Source organism: Yokenella regensburgei, assembly GCF_003634235.1.
GTDB lineage: Bacteria > Pseudomonadota > Gammaproteobacteria > Enterobacterales > Enterobacteriaceae > Yokenella > Yokenella regensburgei.
The window spans coordinates 1,833,554-1,853,038 of record NZ_RBIZ01000003.1 but is presented as its reverse complement, the minus strand read 5'-3'; the positions used below and the strand labels follow the sequence as shown (position 1 = coordinate 1,853,038).

The 19,485-nt window shown below is 48.2% G+C and carries 20 protein-coding genes and 1 tRNA gene; 10 read left to right on the top strand and 11 right to left on the bottom strand.

Annotated features, from left to right (window positions below):
* Positions 1-24: 24 nt before the first annotated feature.
* Positions 25-753 (top strand): AraC family transcriptional regulator, encoded by a 729-nt coding sequence (locus C7387_RS09150; protein ID WP_050812375.1) that lies wholly within the window; start codon positions 25-27, stop codon positions 751-753.
* A gap of 105 nt (positions 754-858) precedes the next feature.
* On the opposite strand, the gene C7387_RS09145 is transcribed toward C7387_RS09150, so the two are convergent.
* Complete coding sequence (locus C7387_RS09145; protein ID WP_038258486.1) at positions 859-1,431, bottom strand: recombinase family protein; 573 nt, start codon at positions 1,429-1,431, stop codon at positions 859-861.
* 350 nt (positions 1,432-1,781) lie between these two features.
* Here C7387_RS09145 and C7387_RS09140 point away from each other — a divergent pair, with 350 nt between their 5' ends.
* From C7387_RS09140 to C7387_RS09130, 3 genes are read left to right on the top strand one after another with little or no spacing between them, the layout of a single operon-like run.
* Complete coding sequence (locus C7387_RS09140; protein ID WP_120816538.1) at positions 1,782-2,678, top strand: RipA family octameric membrane protein; 897 nt, start codon at positions 1,782-1,784, stop codon at positions 2,676-2,678.
* Between the two features lie 13 nt (positions 2,679-2,691).
* Entirely contained in the window at positions 2,692-3,402 is a 711-nt protein-coding gene (locus C7387_RS09135; RefSeq protein WP_120816537.1) for a hypothetical protein, read from the top strand.
* 12 nt (positions 3,403-3,414) lie between these two features.
* Positions 3,415-4,218 (top strand): abortive infection system antitoxin AbiGi family protein, encoded by an 804-nt coding sequence (locus tag C7387_RS09130; RefSeq protein WP_120816536.1) that lies wholly within the window; start codon positions 3,415-3,417, stop codon positions 4,216-4,218.
* A gap of 503 nt (positions 4,219-4,721) precedes the next feature.
* Here the strand turns inward: C7387_RS09130 and C7387_RS09125 are convergent.
* A complete protein-coding gene (locus C7387_RS09125; protein WP_038258463.1) occupies positions 4,722-5,597 on the bottom strand; it encodes a hypothetical protein in 876 nt (291 codons plus the stop codon).
* A gap of 381 nt (positions 5,598-5,978) precedes the next feature.
* Between C7387_RS09125 and yccX the strand changes: the two genes are divergently transcribed.
* The gene (gene yccX, locus C7387_RS09120; RefSeq protein WP_038258460.1) at positions 5,979-6,272 is read left to right on the top strand and encodes an acylphosphatase; all 294 of its coding nucleotides are present in this window, start codon (positions 5,979-5,981) and stop codon (positions 6,270-6,272) included.
* Here the strand turns inward: yccX and tusE are convergent.
* The 6 genes from tusE to C7387_RS09090 form a co-directional block, all read right to left on the bottom strand.
* Positions 6,269-6,598, bottom strand: a complete 330-nt coding sequence (gene tusE, locus C7387_RS09115; protein ID WP_038258457.1) for a sulfurtransferase TusE — start codon at positions 6,596-6,598, stop codon at positions 6,269-6,271. The two genes, yccX and tusE, sit on opposite strands and share 4 nt — an antisense overlap.
* Before the next feature lie 67 nt (positions 6,599-6,665).
* The gene (locus C7387_RS09110; protein ID WP_120816535.1) at positions 6,666-7,223 is read right to left on the bottom strand and encodes a LuxR C-terminal-related transcriptional regulator; all 558 of its coding nucleotides are present in this window, start codon (positions 7,221-7,223) and stop codon (positions 6,666-6,668) included.
* 13 nt (positions 7,224-7,236) lie between these two features.
* Complete coding sequence (locus tag C7387_RS09105; protein WP_120816534.1) at positions 7,237-8,394, bottom strand: CfaE/CblD family pilus tip adhesin; 1,158 nt, start codon at positions 8,392-8,394, stop codon at positions 7,237-7,239.
* The gene (locus tag C7387_RS09100) at positions 8,387-11,116 is read right to left on the bottom strand and encodes a TcfC E-set like domain-containing protein (protein ID WP_120816533.1); all 2,730 of its coding nucleotides are present in this window, start codon (positions 11,114-11,116) and stop codon (positions 8,387-8,389) included. The genes C7387_RS09105 and C7387_RS09100 overlap by 8 nt, the downstream gene beginning before the upstream one ends.
* A gap of 76 nt (positions 11,117-11,192) precedes the next feature.
* Complete coding sequence (locus tag C7387_RS09095) at positions 11,193-11,699, bottom strand: CS1 type fimbrial major subunit (protein ID WP_038258445.1); 507 nt, start codon at positions 11,697-11,699, stop codon at positions 11,193-11,195.
* Between the two features lie 78 nt (positions 11,700-11,777).
* Positions 11,778-12,521 (bottom strand): fimbrial protein, encoded by a 744-nt coding sequence (locus tag C7387_RS09090; protein WP_158592520.1) that lies wholly within the window; start codon positions 12,519-12,521, stop codon positions 11,778-11,780.
* 312 nt (positions 12,522-12,833) lie between these two features.
* Here C7387_RS09090 and C7387_RS09085 point away from each other — a divergent pair, with 312 nt between their 5' ends.
* Positions 12,834-13,604 (top strand): winged helix-turn-helix domain-containing protein, encoded by a 771-nt coding sequence (locus tag C7387_RS09085; protein WP_120816531.1) that lies wholly within the window; start codon positions 12,834-12,836, stop codon positions 13,602-13,604.
* Positions 13,601-14,077, top strand: a complete 477-nt coding sequence (locus C7387_RS09080; protein WP_006819380.1) for a hypothetical protein — start codon at positions 13,601-13,603, stop codon at positions 14,075-14,077. The genes C7387_RS09085 and C7387_RS09080 overlap by 4 nt, the downstream gene beginning before the upstream one ends.
* Positions 14,078-14,135: 58 nt before the next feature.
* Here the strand turns inward: C7387_RS09080 and yccA are convergent, their stop codons facing one another.
* Positions 14,136-14,795, bottom strand: a complete 660-nt coding sequence (gene yccA / locus C7387_RS09075; protein WP_006819381.1) for an FtsH protease modulator YccA — start codon at positions 14,793-14,795, stop codon at positions 14,136-14,138.
* 271 nt (positions 14,796-15,066) lie between these two features.
* Between yccA and C7387_RS09070 the strand changes: the two genes are divergently transcribed.
* The 3 genes from C7387_RS09070 (at position 15,067) to C7387_RS09060 (ending at position 17,448) form a co-directional block, all read left to right on the top strand.
* Positions 15,067-16,689 (top strand): ABC transporter substrate-binding protein, encoded by a 1,623-nt coding sequence (locus tag C7387_RS09070; RefSeq protein ID WP_006819382.1) that lies wholly within the window; start codon positions 15,067-15,069, stop codon positions 16,687-16,689.
* A gap of 143 nt (positions 16,690-16,832) precedes the next feature.
* A tRNA-Ser gene (locus C7387_RS09065) sits at positions 16,833-16,920 on the top strand.
* A 174-nt stretch (positions 16,921-17,094) separates the two neighbouring features.
* Complete coding sequence (locus C7387_RS09060; protein ID WP_006819383.1) at positions 17,095-17,448, top strand: VOC family protein; 354 nt, start codon at positions 17,095-17,097, stop codon at positions 17,446-17,448.
* 147 nt (positions 17,449-17,595) lie between these two features.
* Here C7387_RS09060 and hdeB read toward each other — a convergent pair whose 3' ends face one another.
* A complete protein-coding gene (hdeB, locus tag C7387_RS09055) occupies positions 17,596-17,913 on the bottom strand; it encodes an acid-activated periplasmic chaperone HdeB (RefSeq protein WP_038258468.1) in 318 nt (105 codons plus the stop codon).
* Positions 17,914-18,106: 193 nt separating this feature from the next.
* On the bottom strand, positions 18,107-19,444 hold the full coding sequence (gene adiC, locus C7387_RS09050) for an arginine/agmatine antiporter (RefSeq protein WP_038258436.1): 1,338 nt from the start codon (positions 19,442-19,444) through the stop codon (positions 18,107-18,109).
* Between the last annotated feature and the right edge of the window lie 41 nt (positions 19,445-19,485).

Genomic DNA, 19,485 nt, shown 5'->3' with positions numbered 1-19,485 from the left:
GCGGCGGAGGTCACTTCTGGCCAGATGCATCGTCTGCACCGTGTTAAGCTTTTTAGCGCCGCGATTTGCCATATCACTCAGGGAAGCAAGGTGATTATCCAGCAGGATAATCGCCTGGTTGCCACGCCCGGAGACATAATTATAATCCCGGCGAATACCTCGCTTGAGATTATTAACCAGCCAGCGCGAGGGACGTTTCGTTCCGATTTGCTATTATTATCAGCGGACGTGATGGCGGAATTTAAAGCGCATTATGTTCAGGCCTATCCCCCGGCAAATGCCTCCTCACTGTGTGCTCCTTACAGCGAGAGCCTGGCATTTATGTGGGAAAGTTTGCTGCATGCTGTTCGCCATGATTTACCTGAGGCGCTGCAAAAACACCAGGCCTTTGGGCTTTTGCTGGCGCTACTGCATGACGGTGTGGCTGGGCCATTACTGATTGAGCCCCGGCTTAATTTGACTGAGCAGGTACGGCAGATGGTTATGCTGTCACCGGCGAAGGCATGGACCGCGCAGGATATCGCGGCAACCCTCGCGGTCAGCGCGTCGACCCTGCGGCGACGATTACAACTGGAATCCCAGAGCTTTCGGCAAATCGTTGAAGAAGTGCGCATGGCGGCGGCGCTGTCCCAGCTGCAGTCGACCCGATTACCCATTGGTGAAATTGCGGTGCGTTGTGGGTATCTTTCCAGTTCCCGCTTCACCGCACGGTTTCGTCAGCACTACGGCTGCCTGCCTAAAACGGTGCGCTGATAGTCAACGGTCAGAGGAGAACTATGATGGCAAACGTCTGCACCCTTGCGTGGGTGCATTAGGTCGTGCAAAATCTTTTCTGCTTGGGTGAAAGAAATCATTTTCTTATTGTAACTTAAGACGTTGCACTGCTTCTTTCTTGATTCGGCTAATGGTGTTGGTACTCACACCGAATTCAGAAGCCACATAGCGGACACTGCCACCAGAAGCTAATGCTGCTACTATCTCATTACGAGGGATGTTCCTGCCATTTCCACGTCCGGAAATACGACCAGCGGCTTTAGCCGCTTCATAACCTTCACGTTGTCGCAGTAGCATTTGCTCACGTTCCATTTGGCTGATTCCACTTAACAGAGTTAAAACCAGTTTACCTGTTGGTGAGCTATCTCCCGTCTTAATACCTTTATGATGAAACTGGATTGCGACACCTCGTTTAGTCAATGTATCTACGGTAGATAGAAGGTCTGCTGTATTACGAGCAAGGCGGCTGATGTCATGCACATGTAATGTATCACCTTCGCGTAAGTACTCCATCATCGCTAAGAATGCTTCACGATTGGTATCTTTCGCACTTACTTTCTCAGTGAATACTTTGTCAAAGCTGACCCCTGTATCTGCTAATTGTCGATCGCTGTTTTGTTGCAAGCTCGAAACGCGAATATAAGCGACGTGTGCCATGTCAAAATCTCTGCGTTGTTTCGATATGTATGTTGCGATTTATTGTAGCGTGTAGCGTGTAGCGATGGAAATTCAAGGCAAATCGCTACGTTTTATCAAGTTTAAAGGGAGGTTTGATGTGTAGCGATTAAGGATGCTTAATCGCTACACATCAAATATGGATATTTTCTTTAAAATTGTGATTCCCATAACGCAATGTCTTTGCTTGAACTTTTACGATTACAAGTTTCATCATCCTGGATGCAATTATACCCATAGTATGATGTTACTGATTAGAGACTTGTTTTTAGTGAGTTTTATCGGACACAGTAGTAAAGTATTAGGAACATAACTATCAGATAGGAAGTCGCATGTTTTTGTGGAAATGTATTAAGCCTCATTCTGTCCAGACAGCAAGCTCTACATATCAAGAGACCAGTGATGTTGACCCCTACCATCAAGAATATATTGACCAGAACAGAATCTACTTTAACAAACTATTAGGTTCCCGATTAAGTGGAAAATCAAAAGTAACGTTATCTGATATTGCCATTCTTAAGGAAGCATATGATAAAGCTCATTCGATAAGAAACTTTGAAATAGAACTTTTTTGGAAGAGGGCAAGTTATTGCTTCACTATAATTGCGGCGTTAATAACACTATGCGGTGTACTTGCATCAACATATTTTAAACCAAATATAAGTGAACGTGATCACAATCTTCTGTTACTCATAGCTTTCATATCTTTCCTTGGTGTGGTTTTTACTATAATGTCACATTTAATGATGGTTAGTGGCGAGTACTGGAAAAGAAATTGGGAACTTCATATCTCAATGCTGGAACCACTTTTTTCAGGAAGGATATATTCTACACATCTGGTCTCATCCGAAAACAGAACATCCATTTCAAGAATGTTACTTCTTTTCTTTATGGCTATATATGTATGCTGGTTAGTTATTTTAGGCTTTGTTCTAAAAGAAAATGAAAACTTCATCATCCCATTGTTCGTTATTTTGATAGCATCCGTAGTATATATAGTTATTTTTACTTTCTCTAAAAATAAAACTCAAGATGTGTTTGTCACATCTTATTTTGTTCGTATAACACATAAAGATAATATAAGTGGTTCTCTCAAGAAATTCATAAATAAATTTCTCGTTATTTCCTTGTTCACCTCTACTTACGGTTTAATAATATTCTTAAGCATTATGTATTATAAATTAGGTAATGTCATTTTTAGCGTCGATTTTTTATTTTCATTATTCTAAAAGAGGTTATGATATGGAATTAAAGTATTGGAGTCGTGGTTTGTTAGGGTTAACTGTAGCCATCTTATCTTTGACCGGATTGGTGTTGTTGAAGGTACTGGTTACAGGTGAAAAAGAAATAGAGTGGGGATCAATTAGTGATTGGGTCAGTGCAGTATGCAATATAGGGCTTTTATGTGCTGCCTTTTGGGCCGGGAGTATCACCAATAATTGGTTAAAGCAGAAGAAAAGAATGAATACTCTTGACTCAGCACATCAAATTGCAATTCAATTTGATAAGAAATTGTGGTCTATAAATCATCGCCTTTATGCTGATGTATTGTTTCGAAAAAAGCTTATTAATGACATTATTAATAAGAGTTCCAATGTGGATGTCAATGAAAAAATAATCTCTGAGATCGCCAAGATTACAACTTCTGACCTCGATGAGTTAAGTGAGATATATAATGAAAGAACCCTTTTAGGACGATTTAATGTTACAGTAAATGATTCATTTAATAAAGTGATTATGGAAATATTATCACTACGTAGTGATTATTTAAATTCACATTATGAATACTTATTATTACTTGCAAAAAATATAGATTTTATAGAGTGTGACGAGGTAAAAAAAGCTGAATCCCAAGTTGTTGAACTACAGAAGAAAATAGCCACTATTTTCGAAAAGAAGTTGGGGATAAGAAATATTGATTGTGATTATTCATTTGGTAAAGATGTAACTTAGGAGTTGTTTATTATGAAGTTTAGAGCAAAGAAAACAACATGCCGGATCGAGAAAAGCCTTTATCCCAGTACAATATTACATTTTACTAAAGAGATCGAGTCATTGAAAAGTATACTTAGCAGTGGCTATTTTCGAGCCTCTTATGCGAAGGAATCTATTATAGGACCTGATTCAAAACGGGAGTTTGGTATACCAATGGTTTCATTCTGTGATATTAGATTATCACATCTGTATGAGCATATTAAGAAGTATGGGCGGTTCGGGGTTGGATTAAAAAAAGAGTGGGCAATAAAACATGGATTAAACCCTGTGAGCTATCTGAATAAAAATTGCTCTATGTTCACGGCCTTTAATGAACGCCTTAGAGAAATGAATAGAGAACTACGCAGTTTGAAAGCATACGAGGAAGTTTATTCTTTAGAGAAGGCAAAGTACCGCGACCTTATAAATATTTTGCGATATATGAAGAATTATGAGGGGCCACTTGTAAGAAAAGGCGAGCTTGTAAATGAAAATTATAGATTTGCTAATGAGAATGAATGGAGATATGTTCCTGACATTCAGGCAGACATAGTACCAATAAAAATTGCACGAGATAGTGATCCGGAATGGAAAACAAAAGCTAACCAAAGAATGTGGAAATCAGACTCGTCACGGTTAAAATTTGAAATAAGCGATATAAAATACATTTTAGTACCTAACGAGAATTATGCCTCTCAATTAATTGAATATTTTGGAGATGTTGCGAGCGGTGATGATTATACTCATTTAATATCTAAGCTATTTATATCTCGACAAATTTTTAATGATTTATGAGATGAAGTGGTAGCATCGCCTGGATGTGATTGCATACGGGCGTTGTTAAGATATATGCAAGAATATTAAATTTCCTACCTCAGGAGTTAGCCTTTGAATTCTTGAGGTCATAAATAGCTATATTATCACTAAAATACCTAATGTTAGAGAATATGAATAAAATTATTTGTGCGATACCTAAAGATAAATTGGGTTTGAGAGATATTAATATATAAACCACGATGCTTGAAGTCAGTCCAAATACTATTCTTTTTGTTACATAATATTCCAATCCGTGATCGGAGACATTTTTAAGACTGATGCTATTTGCTGTTATTTGACTAATTAATTGCCCATAGATTATGAAAGAAGCTACAGACCAATCTGATACCAAAAAAATATCAGTGAGGCTCGATGAGTATATTTTAGTAATAATTAACAATACAAACGGAAGAAATACAAAGTACCAAGACGAAAGAAGTCTTTTTATATATATTGCCTTATCATTATCACCATTTGCTAAGTTAGAAATGAAGCGATTCATTTTTCATTCCCTCACTGTTCTTTATAATATCAATGACCTCGAAAATTTCGGCATGTAATACTTTATTTAATTTGCTATCTTTTTTGGTTTTAATAGTTAAATTCATCTTTGCAAGCATGATATCACTTGGACCAATTGCAGGGATTAATCCTGTTTGATAACGTTCCAACCAGATTTTATCCATCATGACAGCATCAAACCTTTGATTCATATTCAAACTTTTACAATCCCAACGTGAATTTCCATCATTGACAGGCTTTACAATAAACAATCTATCGGTAATGCCATTCTTATGAATTTTACCCTCAACATATAAATCATCTAAGTTTGCAGAAAATTTGAAATGAGTATTTAGCTTTACCGCCATATCTTTATTCTTATTCAAAATTAAGTCGACAGACTCATCTTGTCGCATATTTAAGTTAGCATCGGCTAAGCGTTTTAGTATCCTCGCTAAAGTTTTTCTTTCGATTTCAGACTGTGCTATAGAAAAAGTTTCAGGAAAAGCCTTCGTTAATCTTTCGTCCACTTTTTCAGCGATTTCATCGATCTGTTTTTCGCCTTCAATGGTTGAAATCCCTTTTAAAATTTTACTGGTCTCTTTAACTTCTTTTAGAATTGTTGCGGTAACTAAGTCAACAGCTTGCTCATGTCTTTTTTTCAAATAAGTGATTATGGAACCTTTTTCGACTGTATCGAGTACAAAACTGAATTCCTCTTTGCAACCCACAGTTTGAGACAGTAATTGTATGAGGTCTTCGTAGGCATTGATGTACATTGCCATTGCCTCAAAGACTTTCTCGGGCCTATTTCTGCCTGCTTTGTAATCAATCCTAATCCCAAAGGAATCTGCCATTTTAAAGCCCTTAATCAATGAGTTAAGGCACTATACTCCATTTTGTTTTTATGAAAAACAATATGAATATTATACCTGTAAATTTATACAGGTAAAGTCCATTTTCATTCTTTAATCAAATTATACATGACCATATTGAAAGGATTGAACCCTATATAGTTGTTGTAAAACAATTGCTTATAATGAATTTAGAGTTAGTCTTGGCCAAAACATGATTCAATCAGGCGTGTTTAGGAATGCAATGTTTATAACTTTATGATAATTATTAGAAAATACAGATGCTTACGTAAATTCATGAATGTATTAAACATGTTTATAATTATAACTATCATGATTTTTATGCCATTGAGAAGAGACTTTAGCCGATAGACAGGTGAACAAATGAACAATGAAAGTGGTTGTATTTGTGTTAGGTGTTGGGTTCACGGCATGGTCCAGGGCGTCGGATTTCGCTACAGCACACAGCGAGAGGCGTTGAAGCTAGGGCTGACCGGTTACGCGCGTAATCTCGATGACGGCAGTGTGGAAGTGCTGGCCTGCGGCGAGGCGCAACAGGTTGACGCGCTGGTGGCATGGCTGAAAGCAGGAGGGCCGCGCAGCGCGCGGGTCGACCGGGTACTTACCGAGCCGCATCAACCCACCAAACGCTGGGATAAGTTCGATATCCGCTATTAAATACACTTCACCGGTTTAGGCAGACCGGCAATTTTGGTGGCCTGTTTTGCCGGGCCTTTCGGGAACAGGCGATACAGATAACGACTGTTGCCTTTTTCCTCGCCGAATTTATTCGCCATCGCTTTAACCAGCATACGAATGGCCGGTGAGGTGTTGAACTCGAGATAAAACTCGCGCACGAAGCGCACCACTTCCCAGTGCTCAGGGGAGAGCGTAATACCTTCGTTTTCGGCGATAACCGCCGCCATCGCCTCGCTCCACAGAGTGGTGTCTTTCAGATAGCCATCGCTATCGGTGTCAATTTCGTTGCCTTCAAATATAAACATGAGCCGTTGTCGCGTGAAAAAACTGGCGGCAGTGTAACAAAAAAGCCGCCAGGGGATAAGGCACCGCTCAAATCAGCAGCTGCACCAGGCTGTCAGCATTGAGCTTTCTCAGCGCATTACACTTATGCATAGACACCTGTTTTCCTGTCAGACGGGTAGAACGAGTGACGCAAGGCACTGAGAAACCGCGGGCTAACAAGTTCAATACCGTAAATTCAACGTCGGTAAGGCTGAAATCCAGACTGCGATACATAGAGCGACGCGGTGCTTTTGTCAGCAGACGAGTGGTGTCGCGTACGCTGAAGTTAACGTCCAGAAGGTGGATCTCCAGAGCCGAAAACCGTTTACGCAGGTGGGTTGCCAGCGCCCAGCCCTGCTCGTTACACACCAGATACAATCTGCCGTTCCAGCATTGTTTCTCAAGCCTGGATAAGATCCCCAGCAGGCTCTGCTGGCTGGATGTCAGTGAAAAATGACAACGAACGATAATGGTGTCCATCGTAAGCAACGCCCGTCGCCAGCGAATATCGCCGGTAGTCGTCTCAGCGGCCTCGCTGCTGCGCAATACCAGATGGCGCACCCCTAAAGCGTAGTAAGAATTGCTATCCAGAATGGCGTATTTCATCGTGTTCTCCCCCTCATAACGTACTGGGGGTGTAGATAATGCGTAGCGTGCCGGTATAGTCGCCGGCATTTTTACTGCTGGCGGCAAATGCCGGCGTGGTGAGCGTAATCGGCGCTGGAACGCACAGCACGCTCTCGCTGCCGCCGGGTAACACGACCTGGCGCAGAATGCGTCGGTCATTGGTACCCTGCCAGATGATATCGGTACCGTTACTGGCGATTTGCGTGGCACCGGTGAGCGGGTTGGTGACAGACACCTGATAATCGACGCGATCGCGCGTTTCTGTTTTGCTACTGCCGCGTCGCCAGACCGAGAAGGCGCCCGCCGCACGATCTGCGCCGGCTGTCCCCACGTCCGCGAAGCGCAATATCACCCGGCTGGTGGTGGCGTTTTTTCCGTCATACAAACACATATCCAGCGAAGATTGCCCTTTGATTTCGCTTCCGCCAGGGCGACCCGGATAGTTGCTCAAATTAAGGTTCACTATCGGCGTAGAGTGCGGAAAGGCCGGGAGATAAATTTGCTGATTGGCGGGATCGACAACCTCAATACGAATATTCGCCTGCCAGTTGGCAATAGTGAGATAGCCCGGGCAGCCGATGCTCGCGTCGTTGAAATCACCGCCACAGGTAGCACTTCCCCATTCGCGCAGGTTTTGCTTCAGGGTCGCGCTCCAGATGCCCGGCAGGGTAAGCTTATCGAGCTCGCTTTTGACGATATAGAAATCGAAATAGGGCTCTTTATTCCAGGCAGAAAGATCTGCTGAGCCGCCGGTGACATAGCTGGCGAAGTTAAACACTTTCCCGTTAATAAACATCTGCTTCTCACCGTACACTTTGAGATCGACCGTTTTTTTACTCAGGTCATGCGTAAAGCGCAGGGAGATGGGGTAAGGCGCTGCCGGGTTCGCGGAAAACCAGACGGGGGCGTTCATGCAGGCGCCGTTGGTGGCATCGGTGCGCGACAAACAGGTCAGGGTATTACGTCCCCATTTTTGCGGATCCACCGGATCGTAACCCGTTGGTTCATGCAACCAGATGTCGAAGCGAGCGGGGGGCGTCGGGCGATCGTAGCTGATGCTGACGCTGGTATTTCTGCCAGCCGGAGCCCCGGCCAGTGCCTGGCTGGCCCACAAACTCAGCAGCATGAGGATAGTGACGAGGTTATTCATGAGATTTTCCTGTTGCTGAGGTGTCCCTGGTGTTCATTGCCGTTGGGCGCGAAGGCTGAGCACGTCCTGCCAGCATCAGCTGTGCCTGGTGTTGAACGTTTTCCGGCAATGCTGAGAAGGTGAGCTCACGGCAGGTCACGGTGCCGACGTAACGCACAACGTCGTGCATGCTTTTAACCTGCAGTGTGCACTGGTAAAACTGTTGTTGGCGTACCAGATACAATGCCTGCAACAGCGCATCGCTCTGCGCGCTGAAACCGCCGTTGCCGAGATCGTTCCAGCCGTTGACGTTCAATGGGATGCTGCCCGATAGCGGAGCATGCTGCTCATCGGTCAACTGGCCGAGCCAGGTGTAGTTGGCCATCGTGCGAACTTCGCGGCGCAGCATCTTGCCCGGCACCATAAAGACCGCGCGGCTGCCTGAACCCTGCGTAATTTCGCTGCTCGCACCGCGGGAGACATCCAGAGATTCGTTGACGGTTAACGTGGTTTGCTGGTAGCCAGGAACGGCAAACAGCACCCGGCGGTTGGCCGCAATATCAGCGCTGCCGCCGCTGTCGAGTGAAACCGCGATCCGGCTATCCTGCTCTTCCTCGGGAGCCGAGACATCAACGCCAATAGCGGAAGCCGGTCGTCCGTCTCCCCAGCGCCCAAGCCACAGCCCGGAACGTGCGAGAGCGAGGGTTGAACTGTAGTTCCCGCTACTGCTGAAGGTGTGCCGTTGGGTTTGCCGCTCCCAGCTGTCGCTCACCGTCAGGCTACCGTTACCGTATTGACCGCCCAGCCGCGTATAGGCCGACGTGTTCACGGAATCGCTGTTGATGCCGGAGGCGCTCAGACCATATTCGTTTTCACCACCAGCGTCGGCATACCAGTTGTGCGCCACGTTATAGCTGAGGCTCCCGGCCTGGTGCTGCTGCTGTTGCCAGGTGGCGCCCAGAGAGGTATAGCTTGAAGCGTCGCCCTGCCGCTGGTGTGCCAGCGACAGACTCACGCTCAGGTAGCCACCTTTGTCTTTCCCGCTAGTCTCGTTGTCGCTACGCATAAACAGGTTAATGCTGCTGTTGATATTCAGACCATTGGTACTGAAGGCTTTGCTCAGTCCACCCTGCCAGGATTGAGAATGCGAGCGGGTCATGTAGACCTGCTCCCAGGGTGTCCCGCTATTATGCCGATCGTCGCTATCGGGCAGATCGCGACGGGCGATGTAGCGGCCTTCATTGTGGTTATCGGAATAGCCGAGGCTGGCGTACCACCCGCCTACCGGAACCGAGAGCATGAGCGACAGCGAACGATAACAGCCGCTCACGCCGTAAAATCCTGAGTTTCGGTTGTCGCAGTTTTCCGCTGTCAGCGCGTTGCGGTAGAAGCTCAGCGAAAAACCGTCGTTATAGCTCACCTGCTGGATGTTGCCGCGCTCACCCTGGCTGCCGTAGAGGTAGCTGAATCGCGTACTTAACACGCCGTCGATGGGGCCGGTGTTAAAACCATGGCTCCAGTCGAGCGCATTTTCTGCAAAACGGTGTTGGCGGATGACCGTTGCCCCGCTGGTCAGTGCGACGGTTGAGGTTACGGGCAGGCGTATTCCCGCCTGTACCACCGGAGAGCGTGAGGTGTCCTGCGTGTCGTTATCGGTTTCTCCCGCCTGAAGAAACCATTCGATACGATCAAAAGGGGTGACGCCGGTGCGCGTAAACGGGACTTCTTCGGTGCGCAGCAGGCGGTTATTTTCATAAATAGCCAGCGAGACCGTATAGCTCCCGTCGGGAAACGCGCGGGTGTCGAGTGCCTGAGCGCCTGCGTTCAGGTAAAAACTACCGAGCAGTTGGTTACCGCGACGAGCGTCAATGCGCGCATCATGCGACAGAAATACCGTGACCGGGGTTCCCTGAGATTGCTGAACGGGGTTCAGCCATGCGCGGGTAGAGCCTGCGCGCACGCCACGAATTTTACCCACGGGCAGCTGGCTGAGCGTAATGTTACCCCCGGCATTGCTGAAGAGATCGCGGGTATCCATTTCCCCCAACTGGACGTAGTACTGGCGCCACAGGTCCTGACGAAACCAGGCGTTGTTCACCGTCACATCCTGCGTTTGTTGGTGGCGCGAGCGTTGTCCCTGCCAGTTCCAGTCAAGATTGAAATAGCCGTCCTGGGTGACTGCCAGCGCGCCATTGCCCTGTACATTGATCGACTGATAATCGCGATCGGCGACAAAGTTTATATTTTGCTGATGCACCAGCGCATTCTCGGTTTCACGCGTGGGCTGATACCACTGTCTGTCCACTGAGGGTTTCGCCAGGAAATGTTTGTCGAGGAACAGGCTAATGCGCGCGTTATTTTCATCATAAATGACGGCTGCACTGTCGGTGTCGAGATAATCGCACCCACGCGCGTCGCCGTTGCTGCTACAGGCCAGATTACCGTTACGAGGTAGCGGAGCGGCAAGTACAGCACCGATGGCAGAGAGCAGGCGAGGGTCATCATTAAAGCGTTTTTTGATGACGGCAATAAGTGATTCAGGCTGTCTGAAACTGACCTTTTCAAGCGTGATATCGGTTTCAAAAAGACCGAGTGAGTCACCGTAAAGCGTCACCTCAATCCACAAGTGCTGACTTTTTGCTAACTCCTCAAACCCGGCCGGGACCGCCATCTCAGCGCAAGCCAGCGATATGGAAGCGGGTAACAACGCGGCAAAAAGGAGAGTATTGCGGTAAAAAGCCATGAACAAGCCTCTGATGTCGTCCTGACATCAGAGGGAAATACCCTCTGATGTTGATTCCTTTAACGTATTGCTGAATTTATGCGCCGCCTTCCGCGGTGGTCGCCTGGGTCAGCATCAGGCTCACCACACCACTGTACTGGCCAGTTTTGAGGATCCCTTTGGTGGTCTGGGAAATGATGAGCGGCAGAACCGCAGAGCCGTTCTCGATGCTGCCCGGGAACAGTTCAGCTCCGGTGAACTCAGCATCCGTGGTGGTCAGGGTTTTATCGCCCAGCTTGACCGTCATCGGTACGGTTTGATCGCCATCGGCGTTGCTCAGTTGCGCGGCACTGACCAGACGAACTTTGACGTTGCTGGTGGCGGAGTTTGACCACACTTTGGTATTCACCCGATAGCTGTCCAGACCACGGCCCGGCAGGTACTGCATATCGATACTGGCCGGCAGCGGCGTGTTGTCTGCCTGAGTCATATCCAGTTGAGAATCGACACTCGCATTCACGGTGATGTCTTTTTGAATAGCCAGGGCGCTGAAAGAGGAAGCCATTGCAGCAACGATCAGCAGAGGTTTAATTGAATGACGCATTGATATCTCCATATTAATATACGGGCCTCAACAGCCCTTGAAACCAACCACGGTCGTGGTTATTACTTATATGTCGTGCTAATTCACGACAGGTAAATCAGCCTCTTCACTGGTTTTTGTCAGCCAGTTGAAGTAGCGAAATTTATATTTATCTCCCTTCATACTGGTCAGGGTTTTTAATTTTCGGCTGGTATCTGGATAAATCGTGGTATCTTCTTTAAACCATCGACATTGCTCACCAGAATGACAGACCGCAATTTCTTTTAGCGGTACCCGAAGCGTTCCATCATTAATGATTTTCCCCTCCAGAGAATTAATTTTTAGCGAAACAACCGGGTGCTGTGGAGCCAGATGAACCAGGGCTCCCCAGATAACGTTAACCCCCAGTTTTGCTGTGGCTGCCGGGCGATTTTTATCTTCCAAAAGAATATTGTCCGGCTGTTTAACGCCCTCAAAGTACACGCGCCAGGTGCTCTCCACTGGTGGTGGCGTCAGTGATACCAGACGCACGACGCGCATCGAGCCGGCGGCAAGCGCAAATTTTGCCGGCGTCGCGACCATGCCACCTTCTTTCCATGAGGCGACATCCACTTCTTTTTCCAGTGGTGTCCCTGGGTTAAGAATTTTCTTTTGCGTCACCCGAATGAACTGAATATCATCACTTTTTGATGCCACTTTAATTTGTGCGGTACCTGAACTATCCATATTCAGTTCCATTGGGTACACGCTCATATTTGCCATTGTCACTCCGCTAAAAAGAGACAATGTCGATACAAGGGCATGCAATGTGTTTCTGCTATTCAATAATTTATTTTGTTTCAACTTCCACCTGCCTGTGTTCATTCGTAGTGATGAGTGACGTCCATTTCGTCATTGGCTTTCGCATAACTTCAGGGCAGGGAAACTTTAGCCAGAACAGGGTTTTAAGGATATTTGTATTTGTTAACTGAGTTTATACAGTTATTTATCCTGATTTCCTGTCTCTAAAGCTGTATAGTTAAGCGAAAATACCGTCGTCATGGTTGTGCAGTGTTATTCCTCTGCTTAAAAAATATGCGATTTATGCAGGGGCATTCATCGCCTGCGCCCGTTGAGGCGTAAAGAGAATGTGCGCGGTAAACGAGAGATTTTTATATGTTGTTCATATGCAATAATTCGTTGTTATTTGATCCTGGAGCACAGCAAATCAGCCTGGTTGGTCAGGCTGAATCTACGTTAACTCTGTCGGCACCAGGGGTGCGCTTATTGTTGGAGTTTATTCGCCATAAAGGCAGTGACCTGAGTCGGGAGGAATTGATCACTCGCGTCTGGCAGGATTTTGGCTATACCCCTTCTGGAAACAATCTCAACAAAGCGGTCAGCGAGCTGCGCAAAGCCTTTCAGTCGCTGGGTGAGAGCGAGCCGTTGATTGTCACTGTGCCACGCTTTGGATTTCGTTTTGAGGCTGAGGTGGTGTGTCAGATAGCGGAGAAGCATCACTGTTGTGAAGCGCCCGAAAAAACGCTGAAGGAACCTGAAGTTGTCTCACGGACGACGACGAAGGCCCGTTTTTCAACTCGCTGGTATTACAGTCTCATCGTACTACTGGCAGTGGCAGGGCTGGGAGCCTACTTGTGTTTACCTCGTGATATTAGCGTGCCACTGGAGTTGAAAGCCTTCGAGGAGGGTATTGCCGGGTGCAAAATCTGGCTAATCAATGACCACGGGCGACCGCTGGTATTATCGAGGCTAGCGCCACTGCTGGAGGAGAATAAGGTCAACTGCCAGCGTGAGCATTACAACCTCTACTATTTCAGTGCACGTTTTTCGATTTCGTCGGCAGATGAAGTCTTTATTGGCGCCTGTCCGGTGAATAAATCCAGCCTCTGCAAAACCATCCGTTACAAAAGTGGGGCAGAAGAATGAAAATTAAACTTCTGTTTGGCTTAGGAGGGGTTGTTCTTGGGAGCGCGCTGGCTATCTACTTCTCACATTCGTGGAGCCGAAAGCAGGATGTACTGGCCTGTACGACTGAGTTTAATTTCACGCGTAATCAAGGAAAAACCAGCGAAGTCAGAGTGAATACGGTGGCGCAGTTCTATTTTCATCGCAACGGGACTGGTGTCACGACCTATAAGGGCGCGGCGTCCTCTCGTGGGCAGCCAATGATGATCGACCGCGATGTTAATTTTGTCTGGAAACCGCTGAGCGATGCGGGTGCGATGACGCTCACCTATACGCAGACAACGCGACGGCATAATGACAATACGCCGGACGGTGTGTGGGGCAGTTTTGCCCAGAGCGGGGCACGATACTATCTCACCATTTCACAGGTGGCGCCTGCGGTCTGGTTGATTCAGGACCGCTTCTATCCCACTTATATTTGTCGGGGAGAATAACGGTTAAAAAAAAGAGAATGCCGCGGCATTCTCTTTTTCGTTTATGGCGCTGACGTACTTAGTCTTTGCTGGCGAAGCCCAGGATGCTGAGCAGGCTGACGAAGATGTTGTACAGCGACACGTACAGGCTGACGGTGGCGCGGATGTAGTTGGTTTCACCGCCGCGGATGATGTTGCTGGTCTCAAACAGAATGGCGCCGGAAGAGATCAGAATGAACACCGCGCTAATCGCCAGGTGCAGTGCAGGCAGCTGCAGGAAGATGTTTGCCACCATTCCAATCAGTACCACCACGATACCGGCCATCAGCATACCGCCGAGGAACGACATATCTTTGCGGGTGGTCAGCACGTAGGCGGAGCAGCTAAAGAACACCAGCGCGGTACCGCCGAGCGCCATTCCGATAACATCGCCCATGCCCGCAGACAGATACGCGTTCAGGATTGGGCCGAGGATGTACCCCAGGAAACCAGTAAAGGCGAACGCGGACAGAATACCCACCGGTTTATCCGCCGTTTTGTAAGTCAGGAACATCAGGCCGTACATGCCGACCAGCGTCAGAATCAGCCCCGGTGACGGCAGCATCAGGACGGTGCTGGCGGTGGCGGTAATAGCTGAAAACGCGAGCGTCAGGCTCAGCAGAAAATAGGTATTACGCAGAACTTTATGCGTACTCAGCAGCGATGAACGATCGCGTGTAGATGTAATTATACGATCCATAAGTCACTCTCTTATGACTGATATCATTAATAACTAAGCATAAAAAAACGCGCGCGAAAGCCCCAGCGCTTTTACCCAACTTTACCGATCCTCCGGCCCCTACGGGTAGCATATTATTTCATCATTTTGTCTGAAAATAGCACGAACGATTTTTTGCTGCGTTGGGGTAGATCGACATCTTATAGGTTACTGAAAAACATTGCTTTATTGAGAGTCTCTGTCTAAGACTGGAAGCGGTGTCGCAATAAATAATCGCAAACAGGCAAGGGATATGAAAAAACATAATTACATCACGCAACTTATCTTCAGCGTCGGGCTGCTCGGTGCAACATCGATGACTTTCGCCGCCACCGTTCCCGCCGGCACGGTGCTGGCTGAAAAGCAGGAGCTGGTCAGAAATAACGGCAGTGAACCGGCCTCACTCGACCCCCACAAGGTGGAGAGCGACGTAGAAGCCAATATCATCAGGGATCTTTTCGAAGGGCTGGTGTCCGTTAACGTGCGAGGGGAAGTGGAGCCGCGCCTCGCCGAGAAATGGGAAGAGAAGGATAACACCATCTGGACGTTCCACCTGCGTCCGGGAATCACGTGGTCTGATGGCACCGCGATTACCGCCCACGATGTCGTCTGGAGCTGGCAACGGTTGGTCGATCCAAAAACTATCTCCCCTTATGCCACTTACCCGGCCACGATGCGTATCGCCAACGCCGCAGAAATTGCAGAAGGTAAGCTCGCGCCGGACGCACTGGGAGTTAAAGCGCTGGATGACACGACGCTTCAGGTAACGCTGACGCAGCCGAACGCGGCGTTTTTAGCCATGCTGTCGCATCAGTCGATGGTGCCGGTGGATAAGGTGCTGATTGGACGATTCGGCGAGAAATGGACTCTACCAGAGCATATTGTCACCAGTGGCCCATACAAACTCTCGAAGTGGGTGGTCAACGAACGTATAGAAGCGGTACGCAACCCGCGTTACTGGGACGACCAGCATACGGTAATTAACAAAGTCTCGTATCTGCCAATTGCCTCAGAAACGGCCGACGTTAACCGTTACCGGGCGGGAGAGATTGATATTACCTCCACTGTGCCGGTTAACCAGTTTGTTCAGCTGCAGAAAACCCTGGGCACGCAGGTGAACGTCTCGCCGCAGCTCGCGACTTACTATTACCAGTTCAACACCACCAAAGCGCCGTTTAACGACCCACGCGTGCGTCGGGCGCTGAACATGGCGCTGGATAAGGACATTATTGCCCAGAAGGTGATGGGGCAGGGGCAGAGGGCGGCATGGTTAGTCAGCCAGCCTGATATTGGCGGTGTTAAGCTCAAAAACCCGGAGTACGCCAGCTGGCCGCAGGAAAAACGCGTCGCGGAGGCGAAGAAGCTGCTGGAAGAGGCGGGCTTTAATCAGGACCATCCGCTGACCTTTAATCTGCTGTACAACACCCAGGAAGCCCATCAGCGCATTGCGATTGCGGCGAGTTCGATGTGGAAAAAAGATCTGGGCGTGACCGCGAAGCTGCAGAACCAGGAGTGGAAAACCATGCTCGACAATATGCACAGCGGCAATTACGACGTGGTGCGTTATGCATGGATTGCGGATTACGACGACGCTTCAACGTTCCTGAAAAACTTCTACACCGGTGACAGCCAGAATACGACGAAATACAGCAACCCCGCTTTCGACGAGGCGATGGATAAAGCGTCAAGAGCGAAGAACGTGGCCGAGCGTGGGAAATACTACCAGCAGGCCGAAGACATTCTGAGCCAGGATGTACCTGCTATCCCGATTTATCACTATGTAAGAACACACCTGGTGAAACCGTGGGTGGGGGGCTTTACGCCGGATAAGCTTGGCTTCTACTACACGAAAGATATGTACATCATCAAACACTAGTTCTGAAAGGGATGTTTGTGCTGGAAATGTGCTCAATTCGCTGTTATTTCAGTCGATTAATTGCGTTTTGTTGATTTTTCAGGCAAACGAACAAAACAAGGCTTTACATGGCGCACGGGGATGTTTATAGTGCGCCTCATTCCGGAAGTGTGGCCGAGCGGTTGAAGGCACCGGTCTTGAAAACCGGCGACCCGAAAGGGTTCCAGAGTTCGAATCTCTGCGCTTCCGCCAGATGGAAGAAAAAAGGGGTTACCGAAAGGTAACCCCTTTTTTTATCTCTCTTTCGTCAACATGCATCACCGGCATCCGCCGCGAACCCCAGCAGCATTCCTCCTGTCAGAAACTGAACTACACTACTTACTTTTGTGGGTATGGCATTTTCATGCCATAGGAAAAGGTAAGCTCATGGCTGTACTTCGCATTGTCACCAATCTTCATGCAGAAGATCCCCACAGCGCCGCGTCGTTTTACGAACGTTTGTTAGGCCTGAAAATCGTCATGGATCATGGCTGGCTTTTGACCTATGCCAGTGAGAGCCAGATGCGACCGCAGCTGGGTATCGCTTCTGAAGGTGGCTCGGGTACCCCGGTACCGGATCTCTCTATTGAAGTGGATAACGTGGATGAAATTTACGCGCGAGCGCAGGCGGAAGGGCTGGAGATTTTATATCCTCTCACCAATGAGCCCTGGCAGGTGCGTCGGTTCTACGTGCGCGATCCGCTGGGGAAGGTGGTAAATATTCTGATGCATTTTGCTTGAAGGCTGCCCGGGAATGACATACGGACTTAACGTTGAAGGTTTACACCCTCACCTGAATCGAGAGGGTGTAAATTTGACGGTGCCGGGAGTTTCAATTCCCGGAAACAAATATAGGGGGATATCTTTGTGGCCGTCAGTGTTCTTCGGCTACTTTTTTAGCTCGTTTTTTACGGTGTCTTTAATATCTTTCAGCGCGCTCTGCGGATGTTTTTTACAAATTTCTAAAGTCAGAGGAACGGCGGTAGTCTCTGTCTCATTGAAATCGACGTAATCACCGCCTTTAAAATCGACATCTTTATTGAGCATCCAGAATGCCACCGGTGCCATGGTCTGCGGGTTGAGGTCGATGTACTCCTGGCAACTCATATTATTAGGCGTCACATCTTTGGCTACAGCACTCACGCTTGCGGTTGCAAGGATTGCAGTGGCGAAAATACCGACGGTTGACAGTGTAAATTTGTTAATCATGATAAACTCCATAAATACATATTGAGGTACTGATATGGCCGGCAATGCTTGATATGTCGGATGAACAGATAATAACGCGCCAAAAAATAAATGGATGACAGTGAAGTGAAAATAGCCATTACTGATATTATTTGGCGCTGATATTGCTATTTTTTAACGGTTAACTTGTCTCTTATGAATTGCTGTCACTTTATGCCTTATCTACCGGGGCATCCAGCGGGTAGGGATTTTTATGAATGCGATTGTAGTTAAGGGCATAAAATGCGGTGATGATCATGAGCGTCACGAATGACCACATGACCTCTTTCGCCCCGGAACCCACGACGGCCCAGATACAATAGACGAAGGCGATAAAGGTGATCAGCAGATATACCGGCCGTGCTTTACCAAAGTGGCCGTGGCCCAGGAGCAGTAGCGCCGCGCAGGTATAGAGATAAGGCACGAGGGTGAAGATAACCGAGACGGAAGAGACCAGGCCAAACTCTTTTGCCGCATTTGGCGAAATGCTGCTGAACTGGAAGATGGTCATCAGCACACCGACGATAAGCAACCCAGCGACCGGGGTTCCGGCTTTGTTCACGCGAGCAAAGATAGGCGGGAACAGACCGTCGTCCGCCGCAGCTTTTGCGGTTTGACCCGCCAGCAGCGTCCAGCCGCCCAGTGAGCCAAGACACCCGGCCGCAGCACAAAACGATACGATTGCCCCGGCGGTGTTGCCCAGCGCCATGCGGGCGGCATCACCAAAGGGAGAGGCTGAGACGCGCAGAGCGGCATTCGGGATCATCCCCATAATCGCGGTGGTTGAGAGCACATAGCAGACGGCGGCAATTAACACCCCGCCGATGGTGGCAATCGGTACGTTACGTTTTGGATTTTTCACCACGCCTGCAGCAACCGAGGCACTCTCCACGCCGATGAAAGACCATAGCGTCACGCTGAGCGTACTTTGAATAGCGCCAAAGGTGCTGAGTCCGCTGACGTTCCAGGCCGACATATAGGTTTCACCCCGAAACCAGAACCAGCCGAACACGGCAATCCCGACGATGGGGATCAGCGCCAGCACGGTGGCGACGGCCTGTACGCGGGTGATCATCTTTGGCCCAACGATGTTCAGCAAAACGAAAATCCACAGCACGACCACACAGGTGATAGTCAATACCATCGGATCTTTAAGAATGGGGAAGAAGTAGCTCAGATAGCCAACCCCAATCACCACCATGGCGATGTTACCCACCCAGCAGGCGAGCCAGTAGAGGACGTTAGTCTGATAGCCCAGGAACGGGCCAAAACAGCGGCGGGCGTAAGCATATGAACCGCCGGGACTGGGATCTAAAGACGACATTTTGGCGTACACCATCGACAGCGCCAGCGCGCCGATAATAGTGACAAGCCATCCGTAGATTGCAATCCCGCCGGTCGCTGCCAGATTGGCAGGTAACAGAAAAACCCCTGAGCCCATGATATTCCCCGAAACCATCAGAGTGACGGGGATAAGGCCCACTTTGTGCGCGTCAGCGTCGGTCGACATAGTATTTCTCCTGAATGTAATTCGGGGGAAATAATAGCGCA